Source organism: Streptomyces sp. NBC_00083 (assembly GCF_026343295.1).
In the GTDB taxonomy this organism is placed as follows: domain Bacteria; phylum Actinomycetota; class Actinomycetes; order Streptomycetales; family Streptomycetaceae; genus Streptomyces.
Genome location: NZ_JAPELY010000002.1, coordinates 717,817 through 730,128 on the forward strand (window position 1 = coordinate 717,817; position 12,312 = coordinate 730,128).

Sequence of the window (12,312 nt, forward strand, 5' to 3'; positions counted from 1 at the left end):
AGAACAACCGTACTGACATACCGACCGACGGAGTTTCCGTGTCGCTGCCACCCCTGGTCGAGCCAGCAGCTGAGCTCACCGTAGACGAGGTCCGCAGGTATTCGCGCCACCTGATCATCCCCGACGTCGGGATGGACGGGCAGAAGCGGCTGAAGAACGCGAAGGTGCTCGCCGTGGGCGCCGGCGGTCTCGGCTCCCCGGCCCTGATGTACCTGGCCGCCGCCGGTGTCGGCACGCTCGGCATCGTGGAGTTCGACGAGGTCGACGAGTCGAACCTCCAGCGCCAGATCATCCACAGCCAGGCCGACATCGGCCGCTCCAAGGCGGAGTCCGCGCGTGACTCCGTGCTCGGCATCAACCCGTACGTGAACGTGGTCCTGCACGAAGAGCGGCTCGAAGCCGAGAACGTGATGGACATCTTCAGCCAGTACGACCTGATCGTCGACGGCACGGACAACTTCGCGACCCGTTACCTGGTCAACGACGCGTGCGTGCTGCTCAACAAGCCGTACGTGTGGGGTTCGATCTACCGCTTCGACGGCCAGGCCTCGGTGTTCTGGTCCGAGCACGGCCCCTGCTACCGCTGCCTCTACCCGGAGCCCCCGCCGCCGGGCATGGTTCCGAGCTGCGCCGAGGGCGGCGTGCTGGGCGTGCTCTGCGCGTCCATCGGTTCCATCCAGGTCAACGAGGCGATCAAGCTCCTCGCGGGCATCGGCGAGCCGCTGGTCGGCCGTCTGATGATCTACGACGCCCTGGAGATGCAGTACCGCCAGGTCAAGGTCCGCAAGGACCCGAACTGCGCGGTCTGCGGCGAGAACCCGACCGTCACCGAACTCATCGACTACGAGGCCTTCTGCGGCGTCGTGTCCGAGGAGGCCCAGGAAGCGGCCATGGGTTCGACGATCACTCCCAAGCAGCTCAAGGAGTGGATCGACGCGGACGAGAAGATCGAGATCATCGACGTCCGCGAGCCGAACGAGTACGAGATCGTCTCGATCCCGGGCGCCAAGCTGATCCCGAAGAACGAGTTCCTGATGGGCACGGCCCTCCAGTCGATGCCCCAGGACAAGCGCATCGTCCTGCACTGCAAGACGGGCGTCCGCTCCGCGGAGGTCCTCGCGGTCCTCAAGTCGGCGGGCTTCTCGGACGCGGTCCACGTGGGCGGCGGCGTGATCGGCTGGGTCAACCAGATCGAACCGGAGAAGCCGATCTACTGAGGCGCCTACGGCTCCCCCTGGGGCCGGCCCGCACTCCCTGTGCGGGGCCGGCCCCAGCGGCATGTCCGGCGACCCGAGCGCACGACGCCGGGGGCCCATAAGGGGCGCGGGGAACTGCGCGAACGGCCCCCGCCCCGGGGGCACCCCGGTCACGCGCTGCCCACCCCCGCAATGACCGGCGCCGGGTCACGCGCAGACGGCCCCCGCAGAAGGCACCCTCCCCTCCAGGAGGTACGCGTTGACCGCGTTCTGCACGCACTTGTTGCCGCTGTCGTACGCCCCGTGCCCCTGGCCCTTGTACGTGAGTTCCACGCCGACCCCCGGGCCCAGCTTGTCCACCATGTTCTTGGCGCCCTCGTACGGCGTCGCCGGGTCCCCGGTGTTGCCGACGACCACGATGGGCGGTGCGCCCGGCGCGCTCACGTCCGGCGTGGTCCACTGGCCGGCGACCGGCCACTCGGAGCAGCCGAGCAGTCCCCACGCCATGAAGTCGCCGAAGACGGGCGACGCCGCGCGGAACTCCGGAAGCTTCGCCTTCGCCTGGTCCACCGTGTAACGCTGTTTGAAGTCAACGCAGTTGATGGCCGCGTTGGCCGCCTGGATGTTGCTGTACGAGCCGTCCTTGGCGCGCCCGTTCATGGAGTCCGACAGGACGAGCAGCAGGGCGCCGTCGCCGCCCTCCGCGTCGTCCACGCCCTGTTCGAGCAGCTGCCAGTACTCCTTGGAGTACAGGGCCTGCGCGATGCCGTTGGTGGCCTGGGTCTGGGTGAGCTGCCGCCCGCTGTTGCCGGCCGGGATGGGCTTCTGTCCGAGCTGGGCGAGCAGCTTGACGATGGTGCCCTCGACCTCCTTGGCGGTGGAGCCGCGCAGCAGGCACTGGTCACCGCGGTTCACGCAGTCCTGGGCGAAGTTGTCGAGGGCGAGCTGGAACCCCTTGGCCTGGCCGAGGGCGCCCTGCTCGACATCGTTCGTGGGGTCGACGACGCCGTCGAAGACGGCCCGCCCCACGTTCTTGGGGAACAGATGGGCGTAGACGCCGCCGAGTTCGGTGCCGTACGAGATGCCCATGTAGTGGAGCTTCTGGTCGCCGAGCACCTGGCGCATCAGGTCCATGTCGCGGGCCGCGTTGGTGGTCCCGACGTGGGGGAGCACCGTGCCGGAGTTGTCCTGGCAGGCCGTCGCGAACGACTTGAGGCTCTCGACGTACGACTTCTCCTGGGCGGGGGTGTCGGGCGTGGCGTCCTGCGCGAAGTAGGTGTCGAGCTGGGAGTCGTTCTCGCAGCGCACCGGCGCGCTCGCGCCCACCCCGCGCGGGTCGAAGCTCACCAGGTCGTAACGGGCACGCAGCCCCTTGTAGTCGGTCGCGGCGGCGGGCAGGGTGGTCACGCCGGAGCCGCCGGGGCCGCCGAAGTTGAAGACGAGCGAGCCGATGCGGTGGGCCTTGTCGGTGGCCTCGGCGCGGATCAGGGCCAGGTCGACGGTGCCGGCCTTCGGGTCGGCGTAGTCGAGCGGCACCTTCATGGTGGCGCACTTCCACTCGCCGCCGCCGGGCGGCGCCGACGGGGCCGAGCCCGTGCCCTCCGCCGCGGTGGGCGCCGCGCACGGCTTCCAGCTCAGCTTCTGCGAGGCGAGCTTGGCCGGGTCGGCGGCGCTGGAGCTGAGCCCGTTGTCGTCCTTGTCGCCGCTGGAACAGCCGGCGGCGAGCAGGAGGGCGGCGGCGCCGAACGCGGTCGCGCGCGTCCGCTTGCGAGGGGCACGGTGGTGTTCCATTCCCCCATCCTGCGGGCCGGGCCCCCGGGGTGCGCGAGCGGGGCGCCATGCGGGTGGCGCCGTCACCGGGCCGCCGGGTCAGCCCTCCGAGACCCGCAGCGCCGCGGCCAGCCCCGTCGCCACGCACGCCGCGATGCCGACGCCCTCGTACGCGGCGCCGCACACGGCGAGGCCGGACAGGCGGGCGAGGTCCTCGCGGATCCGGGCCGTGCGCTCGGCGTGGCCGACCGTGTACTGCGGCAGGCCGCGATCCCAGCGGGTGACGCGGGCCGCGACCGGCTCGCCGATCGCGCCCACCGCGTGGTGCAGGTCGTGGAGGGCGGCGCGGACGAGATGGCGGTCCGTGCGCTCCAGGAGGTGTTCCTCGCCGGCCCTGCCCACCGAGGCGCGCAGCAGGAAGTGGCCGGGCGCCGCCTTCGCCTGCCAGTCCCATTTGTTGGAGAGGAAGGTGGCCGCCTTCACGGTGTGGCCGTCCACCGGCGGCACCAGGAAGCCGTTGCCGGTGGGCAGCCCCGCGAGCCCGGACCGTTCGCGCGCGAAGGCCATCGTCACCACGGCCGTGCTCGCGTAGGGGATCGCCGAGAGCCCGATGTGGGCGTCCGGCGCCAACGGGCGGAGCAGGGTCGCCGCCGCGAAGGCGGGCACGGCGAGGATCACCGCGTCGGCGCCGAGCAGCAGCGGACCGTCGGCGGTGGCCGCCTGGACCCGCCAGCCGCCGGACGCGGTGCGTTCGACGGCGCGTACGGTCGTGCCGGTCAGGACGCGGGCCCCGCTCTCCGCGGCGACCGCGAGCGGCAGCCGCCCGGTGCCGCCCGCGATGCCGCGCACCAGGGAACCCCGGGGGCGCGGGCGGCCGCGCAGGGCCGCGAGGAGCGGCTCGCCGCGCTCGGCGACCCTGGCCACGCCCGGCATCGCCGAGCGCAGGGAGAGCCGGTCGGTGCGGCCCGCGTACACACCGCCGAGCAGCGGTTCGACCAGCCGGTCCACCGCTTCCCGGCCGATCCGGCCGATGAGGTAGTCGGAGATGGCGACATCCTCGGTGATGGGCCCCGCCGGCCGCTCCGGCTCGTCGCGCAGCCGCGCGAGGCCCTCGTCCGACAGCAGGCCCGTACCGGCGAGCGCCGCCGGGTCGGACGGGATGCCGAGCATGTGCCCGGCGGGCATCGCGCGCAGCGCGCCGCGCGTCCACACCGTGACCGGCGCGGGCGCCGGGTCGGTGAGCGCGGGGCCGAGCCCGACCGCCGTGGCGAGGTCGACGGCCTCCGGCCGCAGCGCCATCACGGACTCGGCGCCCTCGTCGACGGGCACCCCGGCGAGCGTGCCGGTGCGGAGCTTGCCGCCGATGCGGGCCTCGCTCTCCAGGACCGTGACGTCGGCGCGGCCGCGCAGCTGCCAGGCGGCGGCGAGGCCGCTGATGCCGCCGCCGATGACGATGACCGATCGCGTCGATCTCATGGAACCAGCTCTCGGAGTTCGTCCTGATGGGGGAAGGTGCCGGGCTCGTACGCGCACCCCGGGTCGGCGGCGAGCACATCGCCGGTCAGGCCGTACGCCCGTGAACGCGAGCCGCCGCACACGGTGTTGAACTCGCAGCGCCCGCACGCGCCGCGCAGCAGGGCGGGGTCGCGGAGCGTCGTGAAGAGGGCCGAGCCGCGGTAGATCTCGGCCAGTGGATGGTGCTTCACATTGCCCGCGGTGACCGGCAGGAAACCGCTGGGGTGGACCTCGCCGGTGTGTGAAACGAAGACGAAGCCGCGGCCCGACGACACGTCCATCGGTGGCCTGCGCACCGGGCGCCGCGCACCGTCGAAGAAGCCCAACTCCTGTGCCCTGGCGGACAGTTGGCGATAGAGCGGGCCCAGTTCCGGCTGCTCTTCGTGGCGGGCCAGGATCGCGCGCTGCAGCGCGACCCGCCGGAAGTGGTGGCCCTCCGTCGTCTTGGTGGCGATGACCGAGCCGCAGTCGTACAGGAAGTGCAGGACGTCCTCGATCTCGTGCGGGGCGGGCGCCCCCAGGTCGGCGCCGCGCCCGGTCGGCACCAGGACGAAGCCGGACCAGAGCATCGCGCCCTCGCGCCGGACCAGGGCCGCGATGTCGGCGAGGTCCGGCAGGGCGGCGCGGGTCACGGTGGTGTTGATCTGCACCTTGAGGCCCAGCGCGCGGGCGGTGCGCCAGCCGTCCAGGGTCCAGTCGAAGACGCCGTCCACGCCCCGGAAGGCGTCGTGCCGTTCGGCCGTCGACCCGTCGAGGGAGAGCGAGAGCGCCACCGCGCCCGCGTCCCGCACCGCCGTCAGACGGGCGCGGGTCAGGGTCGGCGTGCCGGACGGCGACACCGCGACCCTGAGCCCCAGTGACGTCCCGTACGCCACCAGGTCGTTGAGGTCGGGGCGCTGGAAGGGGTCGCCGCCGGTGATGACGAACAGCGGACTCGGCTTGCCGAACGCGGCGATCTGGTCCATGAGGCGCCGGGCGTCCGTCCCGTCGAGCTCGCCCGGATCGCGGTCCGGCTGCGCCTCGGCCCGGCAGTGCAGACAGGCCAGCGGACAGGCGCGGGTGGCCTCCCAGATCACGATGAAGGGCCGCTCCGCCAGGGCGTGCCGGGGCCTGCGCACCAGGGTGCGGCGCTCGCTCATCGCACCCGCTCCCAGCCGCGCCGGTCCGCCCGGTTGGCGGTCAGCGCGGGGTCGCGGCGGCGGTAGACGACGTACGGGCGGAACAGATACTGCACGGGTGCGCTGAAGATGTGCACGAGGCGCGAGTACGGGATCAGCGCGAACAGGGTGAAGCCGAACAGGATGTGCAGCTGGAAGGCGAGCGGGGCCGCGCCCATCAGGTGGTAGTCCGGTTGGAAGGTGAACAGCGACCGGAACCAGAGGGAAATGCCCCCGCGGTAGTTGTAATCGCCGGTCGCCCCCGTCGAGTTGAGGATCGTCGCGGTGAGGCCGAGCACCATCGCGCCGAGCAGGAACGTGTACATCAGGTGGTCGCTGCGCAGGGTCGCCCGGCGCACCGCCGGGACCTTCAGGCGGCGGTACACGAGGAGGCCGATGCCGGCCGCCGCGGCGATCCCCGCGACCGCGCCCGTCGACACGGCGAGCAGATGGTAGGTGTGGTCGTCGACCCCGGCCGCGTCGGTCCAGCTCTGCGGGATCACCAGGCCCACCACATGGCCGAGGACGACGAAGGCCATCCCGAAGTGGAAGAGCGGCGAACCGATGCGCAGCAGCCGCGACTCGTGGACCTGGCTGGAGTGGGTGGTCCAGCCGAACCGGTCGTAGCGGGCCCGCCACAGGACACCCGCGACCAGCAGCGCGATCGACACATAGGGCAGTACGCCCCACAGGAGCAGGTCCATCAGGATGCCTTCCTCTCGGGGAAGCCGGGCCAGGGGAGTTCGACGCCGGGCCCGAGGGGTTCGAGGCCGACCGTTTCCTGGGGCGGCCCCGCCTTGGCCAGCGCCTTCGCCTCGGCCTTCGTCGTGGGTGAGGCGCCGGGCAGAGTCGCGCAGACCGCTTCGAGCACATCGGCGTACGGGGTGCCGGCCTCGGTCAGGGCGAGCCGCAGCAGTTCGAGGCCGGCCCGGTGCTCCTGGAGCAGCCGGGTGCCGGACTCCTCGTGCCGCCCGGCGAATTCGAGCGCGGCCGGCAGGAAGTCGGGCAGCTCCTCGTGGCTGAACTCCAGGCCGTGGTCGCGGTAGATCCGCTTGAGCCGGACGAGCGAGAGGCCGCGGCGCCGGGTGTCGCCGTCGGTCCACCACGTCAGATACAGACAGCGCCGGTTGCGGGTGTCGAACGTCGACGTGTAGTGCGCGGCCAGGTCCAGCGGATCGGTGGCCGCCGCGGTCTCCACGAACACCTGGAGCCGCTCGGCGGCCGGCCCCGGGAAACGGAGCAATGCCTCGCGCAGCAGCGGGAGTTGGGCGTGGAGCATCTCGTCCGGGTAGCGCAGGCAGCGGGCCGCGACCAGACGCAGGACGGCTGAGGTCTCGGGGTTCATGCGATTCTCCGGGTGGGGGAGAGGTTCAGCAGGACGCGGTCCTGCGCGATGTCGCCGACCGGGCAGGCGGCGTCGAGCGGGTGGGAGTCGGCGAGGGCGTCGGCGTCGGCGCGGGCCGCGCTGGGCACCACGTACCGGTCCTCGTACTTGGCGATCGCGAGCAGCCGGAACAGGTCCTCCATCTCGGTGCCGGTGAGCCCGACGGCCGTGGCGATGGACTCGTCGCGCGCCTCGCCGAGGTTGACGCGGCGCATGTAGGCGCGCATGGCGGCCATCCGGTGCAGCACCGCCTCCACGGGGTGGGGGTCGCCCGCGGTGAGGATCTCGGCCAGGTACTCCACGGGTATCCGCAGGGCATCGATCGCGCCGAACAGGTTCCCCGCGTCCTCACCGTCGTGGCCGCTCGCGGCGACCGCCTCGACGACGGGGGAGAGCGGCGGCACGTACCAGACCATCGGCATCGTGCGGTACTCCGGATGGAGCGGCAGCGCGACCTGGTAGGTGGCGATCAGGTCGTACACCGGAGAGCGGCGGGCCGCCTCGATCCATTCGCGGGTGATGCCCGAGGCCTGGGCCGCGGCGACGACCGCCGGGTCGTCCGGGTCGAGGAAACACTCCAACTGGCTCGGATACAGGTCGTGTTCGTCCTCCACGGCCGCGGCTTCGGCCACCTTGTCCGCGTCGTACAGCATGACGCCGAGGTAGCGCATCCGGCCCACGCAGGTCTCCGAGCAGACGGTCGGCAGGCCGACCTCGATCCGCGGGAAGCAGAACGTGCACTTCTCGGCCTTGCCGGTGGCGTGGTTGAAGTACACCTTCTTGTACGGGCAGCCCGTCACGCACATCCGCCAGCCGCGGCACTGGTCCTGGTCGACGAGGACGATGCCGTCCTCCTCGCGCTTGTACATCGCGCCCGACGGGCACGACGAGACGCACGCCGGGTTCAGGCAGTGCTCGCACACGCGCGGCAGGTAGAACATGAAGCTCTGCTCGAACTCGAAGCGGATCTTCTCGCCGACCTCGTCGCGGATCTTCTCCACGACCGGGTCGAGCGGCGCGTTCTGGGGCGCGCCGCCCAGGTTGTCGTCCCAGTTGGGGCCCCACTCGATCGTGTCGACGGGCTCACCGGTCAGGCTGGACACGGGCCGTGCGACCGGCAGGTCGTCGCCCGCCGGGGCATCGATGAGGTTCTTGTACTCGTACGTCCACGGCTGGTAGTAGTCGTCGATCTCCGGTAGCTGGGGGTTGGCGAAGATGTTCCCGAGCCGCTTGAGCCGGCTGCCCGCGCGCAGGCGCAGCTTGCCGGAGCGGGTGCGCTCCCAGCCGCCCTTCCACTTCTCCTGGTCCTCCCAGCGGCGCGGATAGCCCTGGCCCGGGAGGGTCTCGACGTTGTTGAACCAGACGTACTCGGTGCCCTGCCGGTTGGTCCAGGCCTGCTTGCAGGTGACCGAGCAGGTGTGGCAGCCGATGCACTTGTCGAGGTTCATGACCATGGCGATCTGGGCCATCACACGCATCAGTACTGGACCTCCTGGGTGCGGCGGCGGATGACGGTGACCTCGTCGCGCTGGTTGCCGGTCGGGCCGAGATAGTTGAACGCCCACGTCAACTGGGCGTAGCCGCCCACGAGATGGGTGGGCTTGAGCATGATCCGGGTGAGCGAGTTGTGGATGCCGCCGCGCCTGCCGGTCTTCTCCGTCTTCGGCACGCCGACCGTGCGCTCCTGCGCGTGGTTCATGTAGACGGTGCCGGCGGGCATCTTGTGCGAGACGATCGCGCGGGCGGTGACCACGCCGTTGCGGTTGACGGCCTCGATCCAGTCGTTGTCGGCCACGCCGATCGCGTCGGCGTCCCGCGGTGACATCCAGATGGTCTGGCCGCCCCGGCCGAGCGTCATCATGTACAGGTTGTCCTGGTACTGGCTGTGGATCGCCCACTTGTTGTGCGGCGTGAGGTAGCGGACCGCGACCTGCGTGCCGTCGGTGGAGCCCAGCTCCGGCTCCCCGTACAGGCGGTGCATGTCGAGCGGCGGCTTGTAGACGGGCAGCGCCTCGCCGACCTCGTGGATCCAGTCGTGGTCGAGGAAGAAGTGCTGACGCCCCGTCAAGGTGTGCCAGGGCTTGAGGTGTTCGGTGTTGACGGTGAACGCGGTGTAGCGCCGCCCGCCGGACTCGCTGCCCGACCACTCCGGCGAGGTGATCACCGGAACCGGCCGCGCCTGGGTGTCCGCGAACGTGATGCGCTTGCCCTCGGCCTCGGCGGCCAGATGCGCCATGTGCTGCCCGGTCCTCTTCTCCAGGGTCTCGAACCCCTGCGTCGCGAGGCGCCCGTTGGAGGTGCCGGACAGCGAGAGGATCGCCTCGCAGGCGCGCTGCGCGGTGTCCAGACGAGGCCGCCCCTCGGCGACCCCCGTCCGCACCAGGCCGTTCTTCTCGCCCAGGTACGTGATCTCCTCGGCTACGTCGAAGGTGATCGCCTTGGTGGTGACACCCAGCGTGTCGACGAGGGGGCCGAGCGCGGCGAACTTCTCGCCGACGGCGCCGTAGTCCCGCTCGACCACGGCCAGGTTGTACATGGTGCGCCCCGGCACCGGGTCGCACTCGCCCTTCGACCAGTCGAGCGCCACCCCGCCGGGCTGCGCCATCTCACCGCCGGGGGTGTCGTGCTGAAGGGCGGTGGCGACCACGTCCTTGCGCACCCCGAGGTGCTCCTTGGCCAGCTCGCCGAAGCGCTCGGCCAGCGCGTGGAAGGCGTCGTAGTCGGAGCGGGCCTGCCAGGGCGGGTCCACGGCCGGGGTGAAGGCGTGCAGGAAGGGGTGCATGTCGGTCGAGGACAGGTCGTGCTTCTCGTACCAGGTCGCGGCGGGCAGCACGACATCGCTGAGCAGCGTCGTCGACGTCATCCGGAAGTCCATCGCGAGCAGCAGGTCGAGCTTGCCCTCCACGTCGTCCTGGTGCCAGGCCACGTCGCGCGGGGCGCAACGGGGGCCGTCGTCGGGCAGGTTGGAGTGGGTGCCGAGCAGATGCTTGAGGAAGTACTCGTTGCCCTTGGAGCTGGAGCCGAGCAGGTTGGCGCGCCATACGTTCAGGACGCGCGGCCAGTTGCGCGGTGCGTCCGGGTCCTCGCCGGCGAAGCCGAGCCGGCCCGCCTTCAGCTCGTCCACGACGTGCTGGACGGGGTCGTCGGCCTCGCCGAGCTCCAGGGGGTTGCGGTCGAAGGTCGGGTACGACGGCATCCAGCCCATGCGGGCCGAGGCGGCCAGGCAGTCGGCGCCGGTCATGCCCTCGAACCGCCCGTCGCCCAGCGGCGAGGCCAGCGCCTCGGTGGGCAGCGTGTCGTAGCGCCACTGGTCGGTGTGGAGGTAGAACCAGCCCGCGCCGATCATGTGGCGGGGCGGCCGGGTCCAGTCCGATGCGCTCGCCAGGGTGGCCCAGCCGGTGACCGGGCGGCACTTCTCCTGCCCGACGTAATGCCCCCAGCCGCCCCCGTTGCGGCCCTGGCAGCCGGTCAGGGTGAGCAGGGCGAGGAAGGCGCGGTAGATGGTCTCGGAGTGGAACCAGTGGTTGGTGCCGGCCCCCATCAGGATCATGCAGCGGCCCCCGGACCTCTCGGCGGTGTCCGCGAACTCCCGTGCCACGCGCGCCGCTTGGGCCGCCGGTACGGAGGTGAGGGTCTCCTGCCAGGCGGGCGTGCCGGGCGTCGTCGCGTCCTCGTACGACGTGGGCCAGACGCCGGGCAGGCCCGCGCGGCCCACCCCGTACTGCGCCAGCATCAGGTCGAACACCGTCGTGACGGGGCGCCCGCCGACGCGACGGACCGGGACGCCACGGCGTACGACACCCTCGGCGCCCTCGCCGGTCTCCTCGAAGCGGGGCAGCACGACCTCGGCGCTCTCGCCGCCGCTCTCGCCCAGGAGGGTGAGCCGGGGCACGGTGTCGCCCAGGTCCAGGTTCCACTCGGGCGTCGAGCCCCAGCGGTGTCCCAACGTGCCGTTGGGCACGGTCGGTTCACCCGTGGCGTCGTCGACGAGCACCGTCTTCCACTGAGCGTTCTCCGTCTCGTCACCGAGATCGGCGGCGGTCACGAACTTGTGCGGCACGAGCCCTTCCTCGGTCTCCTTCAGGGAGACCAGGAAAGGAAGATCGGTGTACTTCCGCACGTAATCCGTGAAGAAAGGCGTCTGCCGCTCCACGAAGAATTCCTTGAGAATCACATGGCCCATGGCGAGGGCCAGTGCGCCGTCCGTCCCGGGGTGCGGGTGCATCCACTCGTCGGCGAATTTCGTGTTGTCCGCGTAATCCGGGGAGACGGTGACGACCTTCTGGCCGCGATAGCGCGCCTCGGTCATCCAGTGCGCGTCGGGGGTGCGGGTGACGGGGACGTTGGAGCCCCACATCATCAGATACGCCGCGTCCCACCAGTCGCCGGACTCCGGAACGTCCGTCTGGTCGCCGAAGACCTGCGGGGACGCGACGGGCAGGTCCGCGTACCAGTCGTAGAAGGAGAGCATCGGCGCGCCGATGAGCGAGTGGAAGCGGGCGCCCGCCGCGTGCGAGGCCATCGACATCGCCGGGATGGGGGAGAAGCCCGCGACCCGGTCCGGGCCGTGCTCCTTGATGGTGTGGACGTGGGCGGCCGCGACGATCTCGACGGCCTCCTCCCAACTGGCGCGTACGAGACCGCCCTTGCCGCGCGCCTTCTGGTAGCGGCGGCGCCGCTCGGGATCGCCCTGGATGTCGGCCCACGCCAGGACCGGATCGCCGAGGCGCGCCTTGGCCTCGCGGTACATCTTCAGGAGCTCGCCGCGCACATGCGGGTACCGGACGCGGGTGGGGGAGTAGCTGTACCACGAGAAGGAGGCGCCGCGGGGGCAGCCGCGGGGCTCGTACTCGGGGCGGTCGGGGCCGACGGAGGGGTAGTCGGTGGCCTGCGTCTCCCAGGTGATGATGCCGTCCTTGACGTACACCTTCCACCGGCAGGAGCCCGTGCAGTTCACGCCGTGCGTCGAGTACACGACCTTGTCGTGGCTCCAGCGGTCCCGGTAGAAGGACTCCGCGTGCCGGCCGCCCGTACGGTGCACGGTGCGCAGGTCGTCGGAGACCTCGGCGCGGGTGAAGAAGCTGCCCGCGCGCACCAGCGCGTCGGCGGCGTCGTGCCGGTGCTGCGCCTTCTGGTGCGCTTTCTGCTGCGCCTTCGCCTTCTGTTGCAACGGAAACTCCTGTGGCCCGGAGAAAAGAATTTGAGCGGGCCTTTCCGGACGGACTGTCGGGAAAAGCGGACGCCTCCGGACGGCCACCAACGACACTACGCCCGGGGTTTCTTGGAACTC

General features: G+C 71.3%; 8 protein-coding genes. 1 reads left to right on the forward strand and 7 read right to left on the reverse strand.

Annotated features, from left to right (window positions below; translation table 11 throughout):
* Window positions 1-38 precede the first annotated feature (38 nt).
* A complete protein-coding gene (gene moeZ / locus OOJ98_RS19705) occupies window positions 39-1,217 on the forward strand; it encodes an adenylyltransferase/sulfurtransferase MoeZ (RefSeq protein ID WP_267056245.1) in 1,179 nt (392 codons plus the stop codon).
* Window positions 1,218-1,403: 186 nt separating this feature from the next.
* Here moeZ and OOJ98_RS19710 read toward each other — a convergent pair whose 3' ends face one another.
* The 7 genes from OOJ98_RS19710 to OOJ98_RS19740 all read right to left on the reverse strand — a co-directional run bounded on the left by OOJ98_RS19710 (window position 1,404) and on the right by OOJ98_RS19740 (window position 12,117).
* Window positions 1,404-2,987, reverse strand: coding sequence for an alpha/beta hydrolase (locus OOJ98_RS19710; RefSeq protein WP_267056246.1), 1,584 nt, complete (start codon window positions 2,985-2,987; stop codon window positions 1,404-1,406).
* A 78-nt stretch (window positions 2,988-3,065) separates the two neighbouring features.
* Complete coding sequence (hemG, locus tag OOJ98_RS19715; RefSeq protein ID WP_267056247.1) at window positions 3,066-4,442, reverse strand: protoporphyrinogen oxidase; 1,377 nt, start codon at window positions 4,440-4,442, stop codon at window positions 3,066-3,068.
* The gene (locus OOJ98_RS19720) at window positions 4,439-5,620 is read right to left on the reverse strand and encodes a TIGR04053 family radical SAM/SPASM domain-containing protein (protein WP_267056248.1); all 1,182 of its coding nucleotides are present in this window, start codon (window positions 5,618-5,620) and stop codon (window positions 4,439-4,441) included. The genes hemG and OOJ98_RS19720 overlap by 4 nt, the downstream gene beginning before the upstream one ends.
* Window positions 5,617-6,342, reverse strand: a complete 726-nt coding sequence (narI, locus tag OOJ98_RS19725; protein WP_267056249.1) for a respiratory nitrate reductase subunit gamma — start codon at window positions 6,340-6,342, stop codon at window positions 5,617-5,619. The genes OOJ98_RS19720 and narI overlap by 4 nt, the downstream gene beginning before the upstream one ends.
* Window positions 6,342-6,983 carry a nitrate reductase molybdenum cofactor assembly chaperone gene (gene narJ / locus OOJ98_RS19730; protein WP_267056250.1) on the reverse strand — a complete coding sequence of 214 codons (642 nt, stop codon included), beginning with the start codon at window positions 6,981-6,983 and terminating at the stop codon, window positions 6,342-6,344. The genes narI and narJ overlap by 1 nt, the downstream gene beginning before the upstream one ends.
* On the reverse strand, window positions 6,980-8,500 hold the full coding sequence (gene narH / locus OOJ98_RS19735) for a nitrate reductase subunit beta (RefSeq protein ID WP_267056251.1): 1,521 nt from the start codon (window positions 8,498-8,500) through the stop codon (window positions 6,980-6,982). Before narH ends, narJ begins: the two co-directional genes overlap by 4 nt.
* A complete protein-coding gene (locus tag OOJ98_RS19740; RefSeq protein WP_267057032.1) occupies window positions 8,500-12,117 on the reverse strand; it encodes a nitrate reductase subunit alpha in 3,618 nt (1,205 codons plus the stop codon). The genes narH and OOJ98_RS19740 overlap by 1 nt, the downstream gene beginning before the upstream one ends.
* Between the last annotated feature and the right edge of the window lie 195 nt (window positions 12,118-12,312).